At 32.5% G+C, this 24041-nt stretch carries 15 protein-coding genes and 1 pseudogene; 11 read left to right on the plus strand and 5 right to left on the minus strand.

Translation table 11 applies throughout. The features are described from left to right. Position 1: 1 nt before the first annotated feature. Positions 2-3241, minus strand: coding sequence for a helicase-related protein (locus tag CRO00_RS17755; RefSeq protein ID WP_097075018.1), 3240 nt, complete (start codon positions 3239-3241; stop codon positions 2-4). Positions 3242-3327: 86 nt separating this feature from the next. On the opposite strand from CRO00_RS17755, the gene CRO00_RS17760 reads away from it, so the two are divergent. From CRO00_RS17760 to CRO00_RS17770, 3 genes are all read left to right on the plus strand, one after another. Further along, a complete protein-coding gene (locus CRO00_RS17760) occupies positions 3328-4485 on the plus strand; it encodes a sigma-70 family RNA polymerase sigma factor (RefSeq protein ID WP_097075019.1) in 1158 nt (385 codons plus the stop codon). 134 nt (positions 4486-4619) lie between these two features. Next, positions 4620-4946, plus strand: coding sequence for a nucleoside triphosphate pyrophosphohydrolase (locus tag CRO00_RS17765; protein ID WP_097075020.1), 327 nt, complete (start codon positions 4620-4622; stop codon positions 4944-4946). Continuing rightward, entirely contained in the window at positions 4947-5918 is a 972-nt protein-coding gene (locus tag CRO00_RS17770; protein ID WP_097075021.1) for an HNH endonuclease, read from the plus strand. It abuts the gene before it with no gap. A gap of 338 nt (positions 5919-6256) precedes the next feature. On the opposite strand, the pseudogene CRO00_RS17775 reads toward CRO00_RS17770, so the two are convergent. Further along, positions 6257-6532 (minus strand): annotated as a pseudogene (locus CRO00_RS17775) (tyrosine-type recombinase/integrase); the annotation flags it as partial. Between the two features lie 2 nt (positions 6533-6534). On the opposite strand from CRO00_RS17775, the gene CRO00_RS17780 reads away from it, so the two are divergent. Further along, positions 6535-7311 (plus strand): hypothetical protein, encoded by a 777-nt coding sequence (locus tag CRO00_RS17780; protein WP_097075022.1) that lies wholly within the window; start codon positions 6535-6537, stop codon positions 7309-7311. A gap of 1 nt (position 7312) precedes the next feature. Here CRO00_RS17780 and CRO00_RS20590 read toward each other — a convergent pair whose 3' ends face one another. Both CRO00_RS20590 and CRO00_RS17785 read right to left on the minus strand, forming a co-directional pair. Then, the gene (locus CRO00_RS20590) at positions 7313-7444 is read right to left on the minus strand and encodes a hypothetical protein (protein ID WP_272914326.1); all 132 of its coding nucleotides are present in this window, start codon (positions 7442-7444) and stop codon (positions 7313-7315) included. A gap of 683 nt (positions 7445-8127) precedes the next feature. Continuing rightward, positions 8128-8655: a hypothetical protein gene (locus CRO00_RS17785; protein WP_097075023.1), complete on the minus strand. Its 528-nt coding sequence runs from the start codon at positions 8653-8655 to the stop codon at positions 8128-8130. 318 nt (positions 8656-8973) lie between these two features. Between CRO00_RS17785 and CRO00_RS17790 the strand changes: the two genes are divergently transcribed. The 5 genes from CRO00_RS17790 to CRO00_RS17810 all read left to right on the plus strand — a co-directional run bounded on the left by CRO00_RS17790 (position 8974) and on the right by CRO00_RS17810 (position 16397). Further along, on the plus strand, positions 8974-10368 hold the full coding sequence (locus tag CRO00_RS17790; RefSeq protein WP_097075024.1) for a Wadjet anti-phage system protein JetA family protein: 1395 nt from the start codon (positions 8974-8976) through the stop codon (positions 10366-10368). A gap of 83 nt (positions 10369-10451) precedes the next feature. Continuing rightward, entirely contained in the window at positions 10452-11000 is a 549-nt protein-coding gene (locus CRO00_RS17795) for a DUF4194 domain-containing protein (RefSeq protein WP_161946729.1), read from the plus strand. After that, on the plus strand, positions 10987-14334 hold the full coding sequence (locus tag CRO00_RS17800) for an ATP-binding protein (protein WP_161946730.1): 3348 nt from the start codon (positions 10987-10989) through the stop codon (positions 14332-14334). The genes CRO00_RS17795 and CRO00_RS17800 overlap by 14 nt, the downstream gene beginning before the upstream one ends. Further along, positions 14285-15577, plus strand: coding sequence for a Wadjet anti-phage system protein JetD domain-containing protein (locus CRO00_RS17805; RefSeq protein WP_097075027.1), 1293 nt, complete (start codon positions 14285-14287; stop codon positions 15575-15577). The genes CRO00_RS17800 and CRO00_RS17805 overlap by 50 nt, the downstream gene beginning before the upstream one ends. Before the next feature lie 190 nt (positions 15578-15767). Then, positions 15768-16397, plus strand: a complete 630-nt coding sequence (locus CRO00_RS17810) for a hypothetical protein (RefSeq protein ID WP_097075028.1) — start codon at positions 15768-15770, stop codon at positions 16395-16397. 701 nt (positions 16398-17098) lie between these two features. On the opposite strand, the gene CRO00_RS17815 is transcribed toward CRO00_RS17810, so the two are convergent. Continuing rightward, the gene (locus CRO00_RS17815) at positions 17099-18178 is read right to left on the minus strand and encodes a type I restriction endonuclease (protein ID WP_097075029.1); all 1080 of its coding nucleotides are present in this window, start codon (positions 18176-18178) and stop codon (positions 17099-17101) included. A gap of 245 nt (positions 18179-18423) precedes the next feature. Here CRO00_RS17815 and CRO00_RS17820 point away from each other — a divergent pair, with 245 nt between their 5' ends. Further along, positions 18424-20364 carry a DUF2075 domain-containing protein gene (locus CRO00_RS17820; RefSeq protein WP_097075030.1) on the plus strand — a complete coding sequence of 647 codons (1941 nt, stop codon included), beginning with the start codon at positions 18424-18426 and terminating at the stop codon, positions 20362-20364. Positions 20365-20578: 214 nt separating this feature from the next. Continuing rightward, a complete protein-coding gene (locus CRO00_RS17825; RefSeq protein ID WP_097075031.1) occupies positions 20579-23986 on the plus strand; it encodes a P-loop domain-containing protein in 3408 nt (1135 codons plus the stop codon). Positions 23987-24041 lie beyond the last annotated feature (55 nt).

Here is a 24041-nt window from a genome sequence, read left to right on the forward strand (position 1 = left end):
TCTATTTCGCCGATTTTTCTAGTACTTCATTCGGTATTCTTCCTAAGAAGTAGTCTTCAATATACTCCCAAAACTCCTCTGTTTCCACTTGTCGTTCAAATAAGAAGGTTAACATGGCTACAGAAATTTGATGGCGATTATAAACGTTGGATAAAATCGTGTTGTGATATTTTTCGGCATTGAGAATTGCTTTTTCAATCTGTAATTTTGAGTTCACACGGATGAAAATTTCCGGATTGTCTCCACCTCTTACCTCATAAAGAAGAAGATCCAGCGACTCAAGTAAACCTAAAGCAATGAAAGTTTTTTCGACTTCTAGTTTACTAGATTTTGTTAAGAATAGTTCATACTTTCCTTCAAGGTTGGTTTCTGAAATTTTAATCAGTTTATCTATATGATTGGTCATGAAGTTAATAAAATCATTTGCGCCTATGAATAGTTTATATTTTGCAACATCACCTTTTTCACGAACCGTAATGATATTAACGCGTTGGGTTCTTGTTTTCTTCAAGGCATCTTGATAACTGAATAGACTTTGTAAAATTTGGTTTGCAAGCGATTCTGCTTCGTACTTCGATTTGCTAACTACTTTTTGCAATTCCACAGCAAATTGTTCTTGTGTAAAAAACGTTTCCATACGAACAAATTTACTTAAAATACTTTGAAGTTGTTCCACAAACTTATGAACATCATTTAAAAACGTAAATTCCTTTTTGTTTAATAAATCAAGATTTAGAATGAAAACCGATTCAATAAACTCAATGTATCTTAGCTTTAAACTGTCATCTTTTTGGTGGAACTGATATTTGAATTGTGGGAACGAAATGTCTTTAAATTTATCTTCCCACAGTAGTTTTAAATCAAGTTTATAAATACCACCAAAATAATTTTCATCTACGGACTTTACTTTTTTTACATATTTACTGTATGTTTTAGCAAAATCATTTTCAATATCTCTTTTTACTTTCACAAATTCACTTGAAAAAATACTTCTTGGTCTTGCAATGATTGGGGAATACCCAAGCTTATTAATAAAATCTTTTTCTATTATCAGGAGGGCTGTTTTTAACTTGTTATCAAGATCATCATTTTCAAAATCAGATTTGTTGCTGCGCTCAAAAATATAGCGGAAATCTTCTGAGCTAATTAATAGATTACGCGCATACTTTTTGTTTTTTCCCTTTGAATAAATCGACAAAATTTTATCCATCACTTGGATGAGTTGTGTCTTTTTAATTGTACTAATCCCATGTAGACGTTTTACATGGTTAAAGTCCTTACTTAAAAAGTCAAAATACGCTTTCCCTTGAAGGTCTTCCGCCCGTGCAGCACGTCCGATTTCTTGAATATAATCGCAGACGTTTCCAGTTGGGGCAAAGTGAATAACATGATCGATGTCTGGTATATCGATTCCCATACCAAATGCTTTTGTTGCAAGCATTACTAAGGAATCGCCGTTTTTAAATAGTAAGAAACTTTGGTTTTTTTCTTCCTTTTTCATTGAACCATAATATTTAGAGGTAGAAGAAAGCAAAGTCTCGGTTGCATGTAATTCTAAATATTCATAAAATTCATTAATAAATTTCACAAAAGGGAAGTAAACAAGTACTTTTTTGCCTTTTTTATTGAAACGTTTTAAACGTTCATGTAGCAATTCATACTTTGTTGCAAGATATTCTCGGTCACGACTAATATGGTCAGAGTCGATTTTTTTCAGAGAAACGCTTAAGTCATCTCTTTTCACATACCCAAAATAATTAATCGGGTTAACCATATGTAAGCTATCGCGAGTTTCTTTGTACATATCTTCCACACCACCATAAATCGCAGTGGCAGTGAACGTTGCAATAGGGAACTTCATTTCTTTTCTTAGCTTTTGTATATAGTTTCCTAAATACCAATAGTCGGAACGGAATGCTTTCCCCCAAGTTGTAACGATGTGGGCTTCGTCGATTATGAATAAGCCAACTTTTCGCTCACCAATTAGCATTTTTATATCAGAACGGCTCAATAGTGTTTCTGGTGAAATATATAAAATTGAAATTTCGCCACTTTGAACACGATTGACGATATTCATTTTTTCTACAGGGGAAATCTCTGAGTTAATCGTTGCAGAGAAATTCACCTTTTTATCCTGTAAGCTATAAACTTGGTCTTTCATTAAACCAATAAGTGGCGAAATCACAATTGTAAGCAAATCATGTTGTTCTGCAAGATATACTGCAGGTACTTGGAACATGATGGATTTACCGGCACCTGTAGAGGAAGTAACAAAAATATCACGATACTTCTGCCCAGATGTGGCTAACTCTGCTTGTGTTACAAGATCATTAATAATTTGGGATTGTGGAATATTTGTAATTTCTTTCGGATTTTCAAAATTATCAACATTTTTATACATCTTTAATGGTCTAAAGCTGTTATAGCCCCAGTAACGTTGTAAAATGTCGATGTATTCGCCTTCTTTTTCAATTTGAGTAATTTCAATACTTTGTTGAATTTGTTGTATTTTTAAAGAAGGGATGATGGTTTGCAAAACAGCCATTCGCTCAATATAACGGTGAGAAAACTGGCCCAAGTCACCTTTCCACGTAATGTTTATTTCATTCTTTGTTTTATCCTCTAGAAGTTCCTCGGTTTGATGTATAAACTCCTCTTCATCCTCAGAAATTTCAATAAAAGTTTCATAGCTTGTTGTAATCGGGAATTTCGTTGTTAATGTATCATAGCTATAAAACTCAAGCTCATCGTCCTCTTTTTGTACATATGAAACATAAAAGTTATGTTGGTCAACCTTCATAATATTTCCATAGAATTTCGTAATCAATTCAACTTCTTCTGGAATATTGTAGTGATCTTCAATATTTTCAAAGTATTGATCGTAAATTGATGGTAGGTTATCAATGTGATAGCTTAATGGGAAGTAATTACAGAATAAGTTATTGTAATATATTTTAATGTTGTAGAAATTTTCAATGGAGGCTTTCGAAACAGTTAGTAATTCCTCATACGTACACCAGAAGACAGTTTCTGGGAGAGATAGCTTCGTAATCGCTGCAAGTATCAAATTTTGTTTGTTTTTTTCAAGGTCAACTAAGTTTGATCCGATTTCATTATCAAATAATTTGGGAACATCAATTGTACGTAGTGATTTTGTAGAAAATCCTTTTAGTACAAGTAATGTTTTAATAGTAAAGTTTTCTTGTTTAAGAATTCTATTTAGATGTTCATTTTCGTACATTCTGACAGTTCCTTCCGAGTGGTTTTCAATTAATATATTTAAGTTTAGAATAGATATACATATATTTCAAATGGGAAGTGAAACCAATGAGCCAAAGTAGAGATTTAGCGTTGTTAAATAACTACTTATCCAATTTTAATAAATACAAACCTGTTTACTTGGGCTTTGTGAAAAAGGAAATAAAAAAATTATTCCATAAAGATGTTCCGATAAATATATTAGAAGCTTATTTTAAAGAAAAGGGTTTTCATGATATTCAAATAAACGAACCACTAAAAAGTAGTTTGCAAGAAGAAATTGTAAAGAATGCACCCGTTAAACTTAAAAGCACACCAATCGATGATGATGACGATTTCGATCCGAATGCATTTATTAAGCAAAACCAGGAAAGAATCCAACAAACAGCTCTAAAATCAAGTAACTATAAAGAGAATAGTTGGATTATCGAAAAGTATCAAAGTGGATCAGAAATCGAAGTACTAAACGACTTACTGAAGAACAATCGAGGGTTAGTCGAAAAAATAGCAAGTAAATATATGAAGCATACAAGTAACGGATTAGATTACGATGATTTGGTGGCGGAAGGGTTTATTGGATTAATGGAAGCCATTAAACGTTTTGACACGTCGATGGGATTCCAATTTTCGACCTATGCCACTTACTGGATACGTCAAAAAATTACGAGAGCAATCATGGATAAAGGATATACTATTAGAGTACCAGTACATATGCATGAAACAATAAACAAAGTACTGAAGTTTGAAAGAGAATCCATCTTAACGAACAATGGCATTGATGTCGATTGGGTCGTTGAACAAGCGGAGATAACAGTGGAAAAATACCAGGATTTGAAAAAAGTAGATTTTATGTTTTTACATCTAGCTTCCTTAGATACAGTAGTTTCAGAAGATGATAGTGACACGTCCTTGCTCGAGTTCCAAGAATATAAACCTTATACTGGGCTAAGTCCGGATATAGAATTGTTTTTAGACCCCCAGGAACTAGCACTAAAAGAGGAATTAAAATGGATCCTTGAAGATTGTTTAGAAGAATTAAAGGAAAGAGAACGTGAAGTGCTAAAATATCGATTCGGCTGGTATAACAATGAAGTGAAAACCTTAGAGGAAGTTGGAAAAATATACAATGTAACACGGGAAAGAATCCGTCAAATCGAGGCAAAAGCCATTAGAAAGATTCGTAATAGTGCAACAAAAAGAAATCTATCAGAATTTATGGTTAATTAAGGAATTAAATGCATGCTCACCTAATATGTGAATATGCATTTTTTGTTGTGCTAAATATACATATATTACCTATTTTGTATTACAATTATAATAGAAAATTCAATTTTGAACACTTTTTAGGGGAGGGGATAGCTGTGCCAAAATATGAAAAGCTAGTGCGTGATGAAATAATCAACATCATTGAGGAGAATGGCAAACGATGCAACTTCCGGATTTTAGAAGAAAATGAGTATTTGCATGAAATAAAGCAAAAACTGCATGAGGAAGTGGCTGAGTACGAACAAACGTCAAATACCACAGACGCACTGGAGGAACTAGCAGATATTTTGGAACTCATCCATGCAGCCCTCACCGTACATAACAAAACTTTTGACGAGCTCGAAACGGTCAGATCAACTAAAGCTGAACAACGCGGTGGATTTAAGAAACGCCTATTCTTAATCGATGTGGAAGATGTGTAAATGGAGAAGAAACAATATTGGAAACTAACAAATGGTGAAATGAAGGACATCTATCTTACAGATGCAGATATTTGGAAATCCATACACTACTTTTTTTATCATTCTAAAAATTCAACAACGTATAAATTTGGGTTCTTTAAGGCATTGCTTGAAAATCTCTCAGAAACGAATGAAGAGTTAGAAATTAGTTTTGAGGATCTTTTTAAATCTTTTACAAAAATTTATTGGAATCTTGTCGTCCACCATCAACTATGGCAAGCCAATACGTCAACAAAAAAATCAAAAGTACAATCCGTCATTGAAGATTTTCAAACGAGATATAGCATTCCAGACGAGTGGAATTTCGATAAAATTGCAGGTATTCAACAATCAGAATTAATCAAACAAGTAAAAACAAATGGAAAACGGAATGTAATCGGGGCAACTTATGGGGACTTTAATGAAGAAATCTATTCTTTTGATTTGAAAAATGAGTCTATTAAATTACATTCAGCTTACTACGAATTCCTTCAAAAATATAAACGGGTCCTAACTGATGTAAACAACTATCAACTTTCCTTGTTTTTAGAAAAATTTAACGAAGCTGAAAAACTAAATAAACTTTTATCCAAAGTGGAGTTCGTCACACAACGTCAATCATTAAAAGAATTCGAACTATTACTGAAACATGCAGGATTTGACACATGCTTCTACTGCAAAAAATCCGTAACAAAAAGAAGCCAAGTAGACCACTTCATCCCATGGAGCTACATTCAAAACGATCATCTGTGGAATTTTGTCCTTGCATGCCCTTCCTGCAATGCCAAGAAAAGCAACAAACTCGCTTCCGAAAGCCATATGAATCAACTAATCAAACGAAACGAAATCCTTGTCCATGAAACTCCGTATAAAGGCTACTTCACCCACTATTCGGAGGAGAAGCTGAGAAGTTATTATCATTATTCACAGGAGAATGGGTTTAGGAAGGTGTGAGTAAGTCTAAGGGAAAGTAGCATGTTAAAGAAATTAATATTAGTCGAAGGCAGGCAATTATTAGCTTTATTGTCCGGGACATTAGAATTTGTATTTAAGTTTTTCTATTGATTTTCACTTACCAGATAGCTTTAATAAATATTGCAAAAGAATATTATTTTACTTCTACAAGAGACTTAGAAGTTGTTTTTAAGCAGGGGTTTAACTCCCGCCGTCTCCATAATTTAATTTCATATGATTTCAATGAGTGTCAAAATCCTTGATAGATAAGGGTTTTGGCACTTTTTGATTTTCAAATAGTTTCATTTAATTTCAATCGAACGTAGTTGAAAACGTAGTTAAATTTGCAAGTAACTTTCGAACTTTTGAATGGCTTCAGCTTTTGCTTTTTGTGTAATATGGGCGTATACATTCATAGTTGTTTGTACATCTGTATGACCTAATCGGTCCTGTACCTCTTTCAAACTCGCACCAGCTTCAAACAACAATGAGCAATGTGTGTGGCGTAACCCATGTGTCGTGATTGTAGACAGGTTATATTTCTTTTGCACATGCAAAATCCATTTACGTGTTTTTGTAGGTTGTAAAAACTCATTCAGCTCATTGCTAAAGACAAATGGCAGAATTCCTAAGTACTTTCGTATTTACTTTACCGGGCATTATGGCTTACTTTTGGTTACAAGTTTTTGGACTAAACCCTTCAGTAAAGCACACTGCTTCTGAGCTATCAGCGATAGCAGCTCTACTTTGGCTACCAGTAAGCTTTGGGACTTTATTAGTTTTAAATACCTGGGGAGTAATAGTATCTAAAGGTCCTTTTTCAGTTAAAACCGCCTGGACCCTTGATGACGTAAATTTAGCTACTTCAGATATTAAATATTTATTTTTATTTTTAATGGTGAGTTTTTTGGTGAGTTTTATTGTTAGTTGGTTCTGGAGCAAGATTGGCAATGAACTAATAAGAGCATTAATAAACAAGGTTAGGAAGTCAAGGGGAATTGCAAAGATGTCCTCAAGTACTTCGGTATGGTCAGAATTTTTTATTAGGATAGATAATTCTGTCGATGATAGTGAGGAAAATGAAAGTGGTAATGAGGATGTCAGTAAGGATCATGAAAACAATAAGAAAAATAAAGAAAAAATTGCTGTTTACATTGTCCACAAAGTTGATAACCCTAAAAATTTTGTGATTGGCTCAATGACAAAGGCTTCAAGTCCATTAGAAATTGACAAAGGGCTAGTTTTAGAAAATGTACAAGAATGGACAGACAGCTTGGAAGATTATGATTATAAAGTCAAAAAAGCTTATATTGATGTTAAATCAGGAATGGTTGTAAAAGAACTAGATTACAATAATCCAATTGAAAAAACCACTCCTGAAGGTATCGAATAAATTATCTTTTCTTAGGCGGAGGAGAAACTTTTTGCCCATCTACTGAGCCTTGAACTTTTCCACCAGGATTTTTAGAGGATGGAGCTCCGCTTATTTTAATTGAAGGGATAGATTGAGATTGTTTTTCTTTCAAAATAAAATGTTCCTTTCTTATATTGATTTTTAGATTTCGGCTAAGGATATAAATTATCTCCGTGGTCTAGGTGGGGGAGGCGGTAATATTTTAATTCCGTCAACTGACCTAGTTTCTTCAGATGATTGTTTTGAAAATAGTATAGTATTGTAAATGAACATTATTAAGTCCACCTTTGAACAAGATTATATATGTATCTTTCTGATGATTAGACAATGTGCGTTTGGTTCTCAAATGTGTTCAGGTTTGATTGTAAATCTAACAATTGTTTTGCTCTTCTTTTAATTTTAGGTGTGACCTTAGGATGAGAAGAGCTTATTATCTCTGCTAATGCATCTTTTTCCCATCCATTCTTAAAAATTTGAAAGCACAATTAATTCTTACAAATTGAGCATCTAGTGAATTAGCATCTGGATTGAATTCTAACAATTTTTGTGCCAATGGTTTTTTATCATCTCGGGATAGTTGCTTCCGATGGGCTATCTTAAAAAAATCTTCATAATATTATACAAAAATTCCTTTTCAACACTATTTAACTGTCTTTTAAATTTATCCAGATTGTACACCCCTTATATTTTTTCTTTCATTATATCAAATTTGCAGTCTCGATTTATCATAATAAAAAATCTAATTGAGACTCTATATTAATAGAAAAGCTTCGTTTTACCAAGAATTAGACAGACTTACTGTGTTTTTGATTTTATATGATGGTTTTTTACCTTTTTCTGAGTTTCTTTAATAAAAATAATTTGGCTTTTTAAAATAGTATCTTTGCTTAAATTTAGTATGTTTTTCAAAGCCTTCAAAATCTCTTTGAAATCAGCTGATGAGTAGTCATATTTATGTTTCTTACATTCATCAATCCATTCCGTAATAAACGATTTAAACGCACTGGATTTTAGCCAAAAACTTAGGATTTCTTTAGCATTTTCTTTCCCTGCAACAGAACTCAAATAATCGCACAAATCATGTTCTTTAATCATTAATTCTCCAGTTGTTTTGTTAATTATGATTTGAAAATCAGTATAACCGTTGTTTCTCCCGTATTCATTACTAAGAATGTAATTTGCTCTTACCTCTATCTGAAGATTAGTCCCATCAAATTCTAAACTTTCGTCACAACAATTTGAGAAATAAAAAGTATCATCGTTAGAAAATATTATTGTGTTTTCATTGTTTTTTACAATCTTTGCATCTATTAAAATCTCCATTGTAATCCCCCAAAATATAAAAATTCACGCGTAAGCACACAGGTGTTATACTTCAAATATTTCTCAACATCTATGGATTATCCTACAAGCCAATTTTTTTACAAAACAGGACTTTCTTAAATAACTCTTTCAAGCATGGTAAAACACTTTAATCGTTCTTATTTGGTTCTTGAATTTGAGACTAAAATCCAAAATTATAAAGGCGAAAGCAGCTATTAGATAACTAAACAAAGCAAAATAATACTGTGTAATGAGTTTGTACTATGTGATTAACTGGGCTAAAATTAATAGTAAATATTTAGTAATGGGAGGGGAAATATGGATACATATAAATTGTTTATGCATATTCCTGAAAACTTCTTTTCAATATTATCTGGAAAGTTAAAAGAACTACATACGGATTTACTTTTCCTAATATATGAGCAGTATAAAAAATCAATTTTTGTGATTGATAGAGATGTTATTGTTGATTTATTTATTGAGTATTTTGAAACTCACGATATGGAATATGCAGATGAAGAGGATAATAACCTGCGAGATGCTAAAGAAAGGGCATTTCATTATATTTCAAAATTTAATCATCATGGCTGGATAACCCAAGAGCACTATTTAGACTATTCAGTAAAAATATCCATCCCAGATTACTCAATAAAAATGCTGGAAACCTTTCACAAAATCAGTACAGGATACCAAATGGAATTTTCCGGGCATGTTCTATCTATTTATCAAAATTTAATGGGAGAAGAAGGACAAACATATGTAGCGATACATCAAGCTTATCAAACAACAAAAGAATTAACAGATGGACTCAAGGGGCTCAATCATAATATAAAAAAGTATACAGAAAAATTATTGGATGTAGATGATATAAAAGAAATTTTAAAACAAATCTTTGATGAGTATGAGTTAAAAGTATTAGGTTCACATTACTACCGATTAAAGTCATCAGACCATATTTCAAAATATCGAACTAAAATAATAAAAAAAGTAAGAGATTTTTCTTTTAATCATGTTTTGGTTGCAGAACAAGCCCGATTAATGGCAAAAGATAAATTTTCTCCAGATATTTCTACTGCTGAAAGTGAGATTTTTGAGTGGTTGGATGCCATTGAAAGGTCGTTTGGAATGATGGATGAAATATTAGGAGAAATTGATTCCAGAAATCAGAAATATCACAGAGTAGCTACACAAAGAGTGAAAATGAAAGTTGGGCAAACCCAAAACTTTTCTTCTAAAATAAACAAAATTTTACTTTACCTTTCAGAACAAATTAAAGAAAACGGTGATAGAAAATTAATAGACGAGGAGTTTTCTTCACAAATTCAGTTATTTAAACAAGAGTCACTGGAAGAAAGTAGCTATAAATATCCATCTCAAGCTAGACCAAAAATAAATCCAACCGCTGTCCAAATGCCAATAATTAATACTGATATTAAACAAAAAAAGATGGATAAATTCAAGGAACGATTAAAAGAAGAAAAAACGATAAAGGATATTAATTCTTATGTGAATAAGGTCATGCAAGACAAACGTGAACTAACATTATCAGAGTTTCCAATGGATAACAAGGAAGAATGGGTAAATCTAATTTATTCAATATTATATAGTAAATCAAAAAAAGCAAATTATAGTCTCTCCAAACCAGATAAGCTTAATCGAGTGACAGAGACAGAACAGGGAATTGTTCCAAATCAAAAGATTATAAGAAAATAGGTGATTGCATGAAATGGATAAGTGACTATGATAATCTGCTAGAAAAGGATAGGCTTGTTTTTAAAAACTGTGTCAATCGGTTAATGTCTCAATCGTTTTTGGTTTATAAAAAAGAAAGCGACAAATTGTATTATCGGTTTAGTGAGCGGCATTTTGACATCATAAGAGAATATTTGTTGATGTCTGGATGGGAATTATATCAAAACGTCGATGATGGGTTAATTTATGTGAAAAATCAATTAGGTAAAAACAAAAGAAATTTAACACTTGGTGAGACTCTTTTTTTACTCATTTTACGGTTGTTATATGACGAAAAGCAAAAAGAACTACTACTTTCTAGAGAAACTACAATTTCAAATCAAGAAATCCAAGAAAAGTATATTGCATTGAAAATTAAAGATAGATTACCTGCCCAAGATGAATACCAAAAGACTCTTAAAATGTTTGAAAAGCATTCTATAATCGAATTGAAAAAAGGGGCATGGAATCATCCTGATGCCGTAATAGCTATCTTTCCATCTATTAAAGTGGCACTTAATGTACAGGCTATTGAATATTATTCAGAATGGTTAGAAAAGGAGACCAGGGGGGACGGGCAAGTTGAGATTACTGACGAAATTGAAGTTAATTAACTGGCATTATTTCTTTGATGAAACACTTGATTTTATGGGAGAAAGCACAGTTATTACAGGTGATAATGGTGCTGGAAAATCTACAATTGTTGATGCACTTCAGGTGATATTACTTGCTAATATGAATAGAATTAAGTTTAATTCATCTGCACATGAGCAAAATACCCAAAGGTCTTTGATTTCCTATTTAAGAGGGAAGACAGGAACGGATGACCGCGAATTTCTACGAAACTATGATTTTACAACATATCTTGTCGCTGAAATTGAGCATACTAATACAGGCAAAAAATATTTAATCGGTGCTGTTTTTGATTATCATCATGGTACATCTAATGAGTATCATACATTCTTCAAAATTGACGAACAGGAATTAGTGGACAGTCTTTTTTACTCTGACGAAGACACTCCTAAAACTCAGGAAGAGTTTTTCCGATTTTTAAAGAAGAATTCCTTTAAGTATAAACCTTATCGAAATGATTTGATTGGTTATAGCGCAGATATTCAACAATTACTCGGCGGGATAAAAGAGTCTTTTTTTTCATTGTTTCCAAAAGGAATATCTTTTTCACCCATAACAAATCTTCGAAAGTTTGTCTATGAATACATATTGGATGACCAAGAAGAAATTGATATAAGTAAGATGCAGGATTATGTTGAACAAGTCCAGGAACTAAAAAATGTTCTTAGTAGAACCAAAAGTGAAATAGAATACTTAGAGTTAATTCAGAATAAGTACAAAGAAATTGAAACGATTAATAACAATATCCATACTGGTCAATATATGGAACGGAAAGCAACAGTTGAAGTTGAAAGGAATAGCATAGAAATTCTCTCCAATAATAGGATGATTTCTCAAGAAAAACTTGAGTCTTTGGAAAAAGAAAAAATAGTATGGGAACAGAAAAGGGACCTGGAAAATGAAAATATCAAGAATATCCGTAAAGAAATTCACACACATAGCATTTCTAAAAAAGAAACTGATTTATTAGATAAACAGAAAGAACTTTGTGAACAGGCTGAAAAAATTAGTAAACAAAAACAAAACAATGAGAGTAAATTAAGGCAAGAAATTAAGGAAAGAAAAGAAGTGTCTTCTCTGGTAGACTATTTCAAATCGCCAAGTATTTTGAATATAGAGTTACAAAAAGGTACTGAGGCTTGGGAAGGATTACTAAAAGGGGAACAAAATTTCCCACAAGATTACATTACTATTAATCGGCATTGGCATAAGGCGCACCAATGGTTACAGGATAAAAATTATGAATTGGACCTAGAAAAGAAAAGACTCGTAAGCGAGAAGGAACAATTAGAGAATACAATTAGCAAACTTGAAAGAAATGAAATCCTTTCCGAAGACTCACCAACGAAAAAGTTAAAGAATTTGTTAAAGGAACATTTAATTTCTAATAATGGCGAAGTACCTGTCCATGTTTTGTGTGAGGTCATCGAGGTTTCTAACGAGAAATGGAAAAACGCAATTGAGGGATACTTACATACACAAAAATTTGATATATTGGTGCCGCTAGGATATTTTGATGAGGCATTAGCTATATATGAAAGGTTCAAGTTTTCCCACAAAATTGAAAGAGTAGGTTTGGTGAATACTGACCAGATACAAATAGAGAAAAGAAAAATACTAAGTAATAGTCTTGCCGAAGAAGTAGTAAGTAAGGTGGATTATGCAAAATCTTATGTTGATTGGCTGCTCGGAAGTATTATTAAGTGTGAATCGGAAAAAGAGTTAAAAAACCATAAAAGAAGTATTACATCAACATGTATGGTTTATCAAAATTTTACAGCTAGACAAATACCTGTTGAAAGATACAAACAACCATACATTGGTAGGAATGCAATTGAAATACAATTAAAGTACCGCAAAAAGGAATTAGAAGAAGTAAATGACCGCTTAGCTTTAGTAGATGAAGAACTGACTATGATTAGTCCCATCCTTAAAATTACAGCAGATAAGCTAGACCGTTATGAGTCTTGGCGGAAAGATTGGGAAAGTATTATTTTACTTCCATCTATTTATGAACAAATTGCTACAACAGAACAAGAGCTTATGTATTTAGATAAATCGGAGATTGAAAAACTAAAAGAAAAAGAGAGGGAACTAGAAGAATTCATTAGTTCCATTCAAAAACAGATAAATAAAAAATCTGAGGATATTGGTGAAACTAGGAAGGATATTGAAACGACTGAAGGTAATATTACCCTAAAGTTTAGGCAGTTAGAAGAAAATGAAATTGAATTGGAACAATATCTAAGTTCTATTTCTAAGGGATTAGTAGAAATTTGTAAAGAAAAATGGGAACAGGAAAGTAAATCAAAGTCAGCCATTGAATTGAAGAAAAACTATGAAAATAATACCAAAGGTTTAATTACGAGGAAAAACAATCTCTGGGAGCCTTTTATTGCAGAAAGACAAAAGTTCAACCAATTGTATGAATTTAGTGAATTCCCAGCAAGTCCAACAAATGAGTCTTATGATAACCGATTATCCTTCCTTCACCAAACGGGATTGGTAGATTATGAACAGAAAGTGGAAGAGGCTGAAAAAAAAGCTGAGCAGGCATTTAGAGAAGACTTTATAGCAAAATTGAAAGAGCAGATTGAAAAGGCTGAAGATGATTTCAAAATGTTAAAAAGAGCATTAAAGGGAATGACTTTCGGTACTGACCAGTACGAGTTTAAGGTGATGGGTAGGAAGGGGATGGAAGACTTCTACAATCTGCTGAAAGACCCTAACCTCGATAGTGGGATGTCTATTTTCAGCGATTATTTTGATGAAAAGTATGGTCACGTTCTGAAAGAATTATTCGAAGAACTATCAAACGCTCAAAAAACAGGAGAACGTACGGACTATATAGATTATAGAACTTACTTGGATTTCGAGCTTGAAGTAAAAGATGAGCAAGGAAATATCATGCGTTATTCGAAGGTTGCTTTGGAAAAATCAGGTGGGGAAACGCAGGTTCCTTTCTACGTATCAATTCTTGCATCTTTTTATTATACGTATCAAATGATGCGAAAGGAAGATACGTTTAGATTAGTTATTTTTGATGAAGCATTTAATAGAATGGATTCTGATAGGGTAGAGGAAGCAATTAAATTTATTAGACTGTGCGGTTTCCAAGCTATTATTGTTGCTCCAACAGGTAGAGTACAACAGATTGCTCCTCATTTTAATAACACAATGGTTGTTCTCAAAGATGAATTTACTAGTTATGTAGCACCGTTTTCTAGAAAAATGCTGCTTGAATTAGAAGAGGAGGTGGTACACCTTGACGAAAATCAGAACATTAACGAAGCAACAGAGGTCCATTTTAAATAGACTAATTGATAAATATGAAGCAAAAAATGGTTATGGGATAGAAAAAAAAGATAGTCGGAGGACAATGCTCACAGTAAATAAAAAGGAATATCCAGATTATTTTCATGTGAGCGACAGTGCTCCAAGAAGAGAATTGAATATGGATGCCATTGAGTTAAATTGTTTGGGCATGGTTGATTTACAATGGGAAGAATTTAGTAAAGGGGAAATATTGGATAAAATTATATTAATTGAAGAAAACCTTTATAATATATATGCCATATTAAAAAGGACACCTAAAATTGAAAAATATAATAAAATCAAGTATTACATTGAAGAATATCGGACAAAATTTCCAGATATTATGCAGGGATTTTTGGATTTAATTATAGAAAAGACAAATCATTATCAAACCTTGCCTGGAATCATTGATATTGATGATGAAAAAGAAACGATTGACGCTCTCTATGGGTTAGCTAGGTTATTGGAGAATGGGAGTGAAATATCTAAAAGAAGCTGGAGTATTTTTTTATATAAAGACTCTAAGCGCTGGGAAGTTATTGAAAAAAAGATATTGCATGCCTTAAAAAAATATATTTTTCCTGAATTTCAAGATTGGGAAGATAAAGATGTATTGGCTGAGTTCGGAGTGATAAATAACCCTCAATTAGTCACGATTTCCGGTCCGATTACTATAAAAAAGAATGATAGAATATTAGATTTTTCAATTGATAAATTTGGCGTGGGTATTCATCCCATAACCTTTGAGAAGAGTGATATCGTTCAAATTGATGTTAACTCAATTGTCACAATAGAAAATAAAACGAGTTATTATGATTACTTGAATTACCTGGAAAACGAAAATAGAAAAGAATTAGTGATATATTTGGGTGGCTATCATAATAATGACAGACGTATCATTTTAAAGAAAATATATGACTATATTCTAGGAAAACATTTAGATGTTACGTTCTTTCACTGGGGCGATATTGATTATGGTGGCTTCAGAATTTGGAGCCATCTATGTAACAAGACTAATATACAGTTTGTCCCGCTTTTTATGGATAAGAACACATTTCTTAAGTATTTGCCTGATGGGAAAGAGCTCGAAGGTAAATCTTATCGTTCAAAACTAGAAGCCTTAAAGGATAAAAGTGAATTCAGTCCTTTTTATGAACTAATTGATTTAATGCTAACCCACAACAAGAAGATTGAACAGGAGAGTATTATTTTAAATGGTGGTATGGCTATATCATTTGAATAATAGCTCTATCAGCGATGGGAAACGTAAGCGTAGGTCTTTTGTTGTGTTGAGGTCGCAAAGCTTCAATACTCCTAAGAGTAGAAGAATTAAGTGAAATAGTAGATATAAATAAGAAGCAAAAAGTTTCATTGGAACAGCACAGTATTAAACTGCATCTTGAATAAAAAATGGAAGAAGGATTTGAATATCAATGGAACTTTTAGATTTTATTAAGGAGTTTGACCCTGAGTATTATGATAAAAATAAACTTTCTATTTTAATAAACGCGGGAGAACATATTGAGGAACAAATTGTACCTGATAAAATTGCAAAAGCACTTTGTAATATTAAAAGTACATTGCCATTAAAACCTAAGCATCTTATCGAGTTTTTAGTAGAGGTTGATTTTAAAGAATATAGTCAATTCAAAATAGATGCTATAACATATCTTATTGAAGAATTTAAACCTGAAATAGATGATGAAAGGTTTTTTGCAGTAAGTTTTTTAGCAATGATTCAATCTGCCATTCATTCTAGAATAAAAAGCCATGAGGAACATAAAGAGGACCTAATAAACCATTTTAATACTGGATTAAGAATTTATTTTGAAAATCATGGAATTTATGAACCCTTTGATAAAATATATAAAGAAAACTACACTATTTTTCTTGGAGCTATTGAAAGTGTCAAGCATGAGGATTGCGATATGGAAATATCCTTTATACCTAATCCAGTTAGGAAAGACTTTGAAAAACAAATAGTAAAATTTATGAAGAAGTATTATGAGTCTTATGAAGATATTGAAATATATAAAGATTTTATTATTGAACAATTGATTTAGGTCATGCTGTCTTGAATTGATTTAGATGAGATGCTCGCTTAATTTTAAAAAGCCAATAATCTTGCTCCTTAAGATTTTTAAAACCATAGTCAAATACATGGTTAAAGGTTTTCAATGGTAGCTAAAAATTCTTGAGAACATAGGTGTTACAGTATTTCTCGAAAGTAGTGGTTCCACTCCCATCAAACGGAAATTTATCTTTTTATCTTGCTCCCGCCGTTTTTTCTAGTACGTAGTAAAAAACGTAGTAAAAAATATTAAAAATTAAACTAAGCTTGATATATCAATACATTTTGTAGTAAATGCTCGACTCCCGCCGTCTCCATTATTAAAATTCACTAGATATCAAGCGTGGCGAAACCTTGATAAGCAATGATTTTTTTTAATGTTTCAGGAAATCGTAGTTAATTTCAACAGTCTAATGTAAATAAATCGATACAAGAACGCTTCCACTTGACATGGAAATCAATCTCCTTTTAATAACAAAAATCTATCATTTCAAAATTATGAAATGATAGATTTTCAACTCGCTGATAGTCACTTTTAATAGATCTGAAGTGAAATTCCTAGAGTTTATTATATTTAGGAGTGGGTTTTGGTGAACATAGTTAGTACAAAGTGATAGAAATTAGTTATTTCAGAATATCAATTTAATTAGTCCCAAAACAACTTTTTAAGTTTTAGGACTTAATTTTTTCTTTTTATAGATAAGGCTCCATTGTCTTTATAATCTGATCCCTAAAATCAACTAAATCAATAGGCTGTTGAAATGCAAGAGTTGTTCGTTCTTTATCATTCGGGGCATCATTTAAAACAATAAAATTTTTACTTCGTTCAAAATATACCCTAATAATCCATTTTCGAATAGAGTTGTCAATTATGATGTTAAAGTAGCTTTTATTATCTCTATAAAAAATACGATCCGGGGATATTATATTTTTTAGTAATACTTTAACTACAGAGTATGCTTCAAGTTCTTCGGGTGTTGTTAAAATCCCATCATCTTCTTTCAACTCCACAATATCTTCAGCTGGTTCTGGGAGATTTACGGATACATTTGCATCCCCTGTTGATTTTAAGGCTGCATTTAATTTGTCATTTACTTTTTCATTAAACATTTGTTTAATGCCCTTATTTATAATAGGTGTAAACTTTTCAATTATATTTTTTGTTTTAGCTCCGTCATATATCTGATTAACAAGGAATTTTATAAATTCCTCGTCTGGTGTTTCAAATTGAACTGAAAGATAAGACTTCAATGCATTTAAATATTTTAACTCTGATGCAGTGCTTGTTATATTATCAACATCAAAGCTTTCTTTACGGAATTTAGCTATTTCATTAATTTGACTATCTCTTAGATCTAAAATGTTAAATGAGAAAAATGGTGTTGTATCCATTTTATTTGTTTCTTCTAAATCAGTATAGAATCTGTACTCAAGACCGTTTGTAAGAATACTGAATTTGGAAGCTGTTGTCCCAAAATAGCGAAATAATTGTGAATCATGTTTTTGTAATTTCTCAGTTATACTCTTACATTCAATTAATATCATTGGATTCCCATCCGTTAAAATTGCATAATCCACTTTTTCACCTTTCTTTATTCCTACATCTGCTGTAAATTCAGGACAAAATTCAAGTGGATTAAAAACATCGTAACCAAGTGTTTGGAAAAATGGCATAACAATTGCAGTTTTAGTAGCTTCTTCAGTTGTAATTGAATCTTTCATGGTTCCAATCCGATTTACGAAATTTTTTAACTGCTCAGTAAATTTCTCCATTTTATAACCTCCATTTATAATCAATTAAAAGATGAAAAATTATTATTAATGATGTCTCCTGTTAAAACTTATTAATAACAGCATAATTTTGCTGCTTTTACATAATAATTTTATCTGGTAATATTATGTAATTTTCGGTTAACATAGAATATGTATAGTTCTTAGTATTTTATTCTTAAAATTAACTGATAAGATTAGTAAATATCTTAGAGTTCAAAATTACTAAGTAGGAATGGGGTGATTTCATGATTATATACGAGTCAACAAAAGTTGGTTTTATCGATGACGTAGTAAATGAAAAAATTGTCGATCGGTTATATGAGGTGTATCAAAATAAGATAGGGAAGACATCTCGCAGTGAAATTCGTTCGTGGGATAGTTCGTTACAACGGATGGCAAATGTGATGCAAGATCGTGAAATTCCGAAAGATTCTAAAGTTGCAATAGAGTTTAAAATTCCAAATACAGGCAAGCGTGTGGATTTTATTGTGACAGGGAATGATGGCAAACATGATCATGCAGTGATTATTGAACTAAAGCAGTGGGAGTCTGTTAAAAAGATCGAAACCATGGATGCTGTTGTAGTCGAAACAGCGCTTGGGGGTGGGTTGCGCCAAACAACGCATCCATCCTATCAAGCATGGAGTTACGCTGCTTTGATTGAGGACTTTAATGAAGATGTTCGAACTGTACCCATTCATTTGAAACCATGTGCTTATTTACATAACTATATTTTACAGGAAAACGATCCGTTGACAGATACACATTACCAAGAGCACCTCGAGAAAGCACCTGTATTCACAAAGGGTCAACTAAATAAGCTAAGAGAATTTATTAAAAAATATATTAAATACGGTGATACAAACGATATAATTTTGCGTATTGATCAGGGGAAGATTAAACCGTCAAAGTCTCTTCAAGATGCACTATCTAATATGCTTGCTGGTAATGAGGAGTTTGTCATGATTGATGATCAAAAGGTTGTATTTGAACAAGCTCTTACCTTTGCAAGGGAATGTATTCAACAAAAAGAAAAGGGAGTATTCATAATTCAAGGTGGACCAGGTACAGGTAAATCGGTACTGGCTATCAACTTACTTGTAAAATATATAGAAGAAGATTATTTGGCAATGTATGTGACCAAAAACTCAGCACCTCGTGAAGTGTATGCTGCAAAATTAAAAAAATCGATGAAGAAAACAGCAATTGATAATTTATTTAAAGGTTCAGGTAGTTTTCATGCAGCCGAGGAAAATGAATTTGATATTTTGATTGTAGATGAAGCTCATCGATTAAACGAAAAATCTGGCCTATTTTCCAATTTAGGTGAAAACCAAGTGAAAGAACTAATACACAGTGCGAAGTTTTCAATTTTCTTTATTGACGAAGCACAAAGAGTGACTTTAAAAGACATTGGCAGTGTGGAAATGATTAAGCATTTTGCTGAACAGCTCGGTGTTAAAGTCTTTGAGGGGGAACTAGCTTCACAATTCCGATGTTCCGGTTCTGATGGATATATCGCTTGGTTAGATGATGTATTAGGGATTCGTGAAACTGCAAATACCAATGATTTAGGAATGGATTATGACTTCCAAGTATTTGATGACCCGAACGAGTTATTAAAGAGAATTGAAGAAAAAAATACCGTAAACAACAAGTCTCGAATGATGGCTGGCTATTGTTGGGATTGGTCAAAAGAAGGTCGCTCCAATCAAGAATTCTTTGATATTCAAATTCCTGAACATAATTTTGGCATTAGTTGGAACCTTGACAACTCTATTTGGGCAATTGGTGAAAACTCAGTGAGGGAAGCAGGTTGTATTCATACGACACAAGGGCTCGAATTTGAATATGCAGGAGTGATTATTGGGGATGACCTCCAATTTAATGGTGGACAAGTAATTACCGACTATACGAAACGTGCGAAAACAGATCAATCGTTAAAAGGGATCAAAACCTTAGCCAAAGAAAATCCAGAAAAAGCACAAAAAATAGCAGACGAAATTATACGCAACACCTATCGAACCCTCATGACACGCGGACAAAAAGGATGTTACGTCTATTGTACAAATCCAGAATTGAATGAATATCTAAAATCCCGAATTAACAAAACTTATGAGGAGAAAGAACGTGTGAAAGAGTTTTTATTGATTGATAAAAAAATGGGTTATGGGGAAGAAGTATAGCTCGATTATTTGTACCAAAAAGCGCAATGTACAAGATTAAATTAAACTTGTATATTGCGCTTCCTTTTTGCTTAATGTGAAATACTTTGGTGAAAATTGTCCTATTACACGTACTCCAAATCGCCTCCTTGATGTTAAAATGGTAATAAGAAATTTTAACTAGAAATACCACAATTAATATGTATATGAAAATTGTATAAGCGAGGATGATTCAATGACGACATGTCCAAAGTGTCATAGTAATTTAGAAGAGTTTAAAGGGAAATTGATTTGTAGCAATGGATCGTGTGATTATATTTCGCTTGTTTCCGAAGTTCAACTAATGGAAGACATCATCGAAGAAACATGGTATGAAGCGATATGTAACAATGAAACGTATTGGTATCAACAAGGATTTGAAACATACCCTTCCGTCATTAGTCATGAGTATTGGCGCCTCTATGACATGTTAAAGCAAGGTCAAATTTATGGGGCCATTTTACAATTAAAAGATGTTTTTGAAGTGTTGATTAAGTTTCCGACGTTATACGCAGCCAGTGCCATTTACAATCGAATCCAGCGAAGTGATGTTGAAAATAAAATCATTTTAAGTTTACTTGATAAACAATTATCTTTAGGGCATTGGAAACAGATTGCTCAAACCATTGTGAAAAAAGTGAATATTCCTTATAGCCTGAAAAGTATCTTAACGAACATTGTGAAAATTTATGAGGATATCCCTTCCTGGCGAAATGAAAATATCGGACATGGTGCTTTAACTCTCGATGAAGAAAAGTTGAAGATGGACATCTCCGAAAAATTATTGGTTATCAAAGCGTATTTAGAGGAAAATCAACAATCTTATGATGGTATTCATTTCATCGTCCAACACAATCAAGATCAACGAGTGTTAAACGGGAAAGATCACGCTAGAAAACTCCCAGAAACTTCAGGGGAATTATTCGCAGGCTATAATGGAATGCAACATAAATTATATCCTTATATATTACTAGAAGATGGAAATATTTATTTCTTTGATTCTTTTAATAAGTATGACTATAAAACATCCTTAATTAACTACCCTGAAGGAGTTAAACAAAATTTTAATAAGCAATTAAATAAAGAGATGCAACAAATTTATCTGGCCATGTCAACAAATACGACAAGAAGCGAGCTACAAGAAGAGCATTCGTTGGAAGATGAATCCTACTCTTTAATGGAAGAGGAAATCATTCATAAAATCCAAGAAGTAGATGATTTTCAAAAACCTGCATATTTAGAGGATTGGATAAAGCAACTACTTAACGAGCATGAAAAAGGTGTGTTTCTCCTTCAAATGGAGAGAGGTACAGGGAAGACAACTTTTTCTAAATCCCTAGACGAGCATTCTATCCATGCGATCAAAATTTCTGGCGCCTCGGTTCGTTGTCATTACATAAATGATAGCTATTCCTATAAAATAAATCATTTCTTAATGAATGTTACCGATCGACTTCGAATGAGTTCAGCTGGACGTACGGTCATTTCTTCCTATCACCATGTACCAAGTGGGGCGGAAGATAAGAAACGTGCCTTTGCGAAAAGTTTAAATGAATATCAAAAAGAACATCAAAAATATTTAAAAAAGGAAAAGCTCTTATTTATTATTGATGGACTAGATGAAATACCTTCCACTTCAAATGAGTCGATCTTTGATTATATACCAACAGGCGATATGTTGGGTGAAAATGTATTTATTTTACTTACGTCGAGAACAAAGAATGAAGTTTCAATGTTTGTCAAGAATCGAATGAATGGCTTACAAGTTGATAGAGAAAAAACCGTTTCAAAAGACCAAGATGAAAACGTCAAAATGTTAAGGGAATATGTAAAGAAACATATCTTCAAAGAAAACAATTCTGTAACTTCAACACAGCAAGAAGAAATGATTCGTTGGATGTTAACTTATTCAGAACACCGCTTTATTTATTTGAAGCTATTAAAGGAACTCTATTCAATCAATCAATCTATGAATCGAATGATGATACCCCAGGGAGCAGATTTATTCGATTATTATTTTGATACGTTAAAAACGATGTACGGTGAAAAGTTCTTTAAAAATATCGTGCGATTAATCGCCATTCTTTCCACAAGCTATGAATCGCTAACGTACAGGGAAATTTCATTATTAATGGGGGAAGAAAAGCCCACGTTTAAATTACTAGCATTTCTTACGGATATTCGCGGGTTTATTCATACGGAACGAAACCATCGAGGAAATTTGCTAACTATTTCCCATCAAGATTGGAAAAAAAGGGCGATTACAAAATTTGAAGATGAAATGAAAGTAATGATAAACAATTGGGCAAAACTAGTGGATGATTCAGATGATATGATTAAACATTTTGATTGGCTAGATGAGAAAAATGATGGATGGACGTATCTATCAACCTATTTGGAAGATTATCTAGATGACTTCAAATTAACTAAACATAACTTTAATGCAAAAAAGCATTATGATAACATTCTCGTGAATCGAACTTTAGCCAGCATCACCAAAGTTTATCAAAAACAACGAAGACATCATATCCAAACAAACGAAATTCGACACTTACGTCAACTGATTGAAAATGGAGAACGTCAATATGAACGGGAATTAGCTGACTCTTTATATCATCGAAGTATTTTGCTGCGTTATTTTAATCAAGACGAAAAAGCACACAAAGATTTGAATGAAGCAATTTCAATCTATCAAAATAATTCAATTACAACGAAAGATAAAGTAGCTTTAGCATGTCTACTTACAAGTCGTGGCACTCTAGCAGATTGTATTCAGGCAGAATCTATATTTGAAAGCCTAACAGAAGAAGAACTGTCAAAATATGAAGAGGAATATGCAGATGTATTAAGTGGAAAAGGGAATACAGTGGATAATCCCCATGAAGCACTAATAATGATGGACCAGGCATTGGAAATCTATACAAGACTAAAAGAGAATGATCATTTATACAATCAAGATTCTGTTCCTCGGCTTTTATATGAACAAGCAATCATCTTAAGTGAGAAACTAGATTTTAACAATGTAGCTCTCTCTAAGATAGATGAAGCGATTTCAATGATTGAGGAGATGGAGCGTAATGGAAAACGCATAAATGCGAACCTTTTAGCAGCGGCGTTTTCAATTAGAGGAGATATATTATTTAAAGAAAACTTGCATGAGGCAATGAATGATTTTGAAAAAGGAAATGTAATTATGCAAAATCTAGGTGAACAAGGCTCCTTACCGGAAGATTTAATGAATATTCCATATGAAAATCAGGCTTACCTTTATCTCATGAGTGATGAACTAAACGAAGATGAAATTGATGAAGAAAAAAATCGTAATTTCTTCCAAGGTGTAGAAATGTTGCGAGAACTATCTAAAGAAAATGAAAAGCTTTTAGAACAATTTCAAGGTGCCTTATATTTAAGAGCTTCGAAATATAGTGATCAAGAAAAATATGAAGAAGCAATAGCAGATTATACTGAACTGATCCAACTACTCCAACAAAGAGTTAACAGTGGGTATAATGATAGTGAGAGTAACTTAGCTGATGCATTTATCAATCGTGGATTATGTTATTTACTCAAACTTCGCAGACTGAAATCGACAAATAAGCCTTGATATAGTTAGGCAGACCGTTAATCCACTGCTGTAGTTGACTTTTGATTAATTTTTG

It is taken from the genome of Ureibacillus xyleni (genome assembly GCF_900217795.1).
GTDB lineage: Bacteria > Bacillota > Bacilli > Bacillales_A > Planococcaceae > Ureibacillus > Ureibacillus xyleni.

Coding starts and splice junctions, on each gene's coding strand:
- CRO00_RS17755 (WP_097075018.1), bottom strand. CDS start 3,241: ATGTACGAAAATGAACATCTAAATAGAATTCTTAAACAAGAAAACTTT.
- CRO00_RS17760 (WP_097075019.1), top strand. CDS start 3,328: ATGAGCCAAAGTAGAGATTTAGCGTTGTTAAATAACTACTTATCCAAT.
- CRO00_RS17770 (WP_097075021.1), top strand. CDS start 4,947: ATGGAGAAGAAACAATATTGGAAACTAACAAATGGTGAAATGAAGGAC.
- CRO00_RS17780 (WP_097075022.1), top strand. CDS start 6,535: ATGGCAGAATTCCTAAGTACTTTCGTATTTACTTTACCGGGCATTATG.
- CRO00_RS17785 (WP_097075023.1), bottom strand. CDS start 8,655: ATGGAGATTTTAATAGATGCAAAGATTGTAAAAAACAATGAAAACACA.
- CRO00_RS17790 (WP_097075024.1), top strand. CDS start 8,974: ATGGATACATATAAATTGTTTATGCATATTCCTGAAAACTTCTTTTCA.
- CRO00_RS17795 (WP_161946729.1), top strand. CDS start 10,452: ATGTCTCAATCGTTTTTGGTTTATAAAAAAGAAAGCGACAAATTGTAT.
- CRO00_RS17810 (WP_097075028.1), top strand. CDS start 15,768: ATGGAACTTTTAGATTTTATTAAGGAGTTTGACCCTGAGTATTATGAT.
- CRO00_RS17815 (WP_097075029.1), bottom strand. CDS start 18,178: ATGGAGAAATTTACTGAGCAGTTAAAAAATTTCGTAAATCGGATTGGA.
- CRO00_RS17820 (WP_097075030.1), top strand. CDS start 18,424: ATGATTATATACGAGTCAACAAAAGTTGGTTTTATCGATGACGTAGTA.
- CRO00_RS17825 (WP_097075031.1), top strand. CDS start 20,579: ATGACGACATGTCCAAAGTGTCATAGTAATTTAGAAGAGTTTAAAGGG.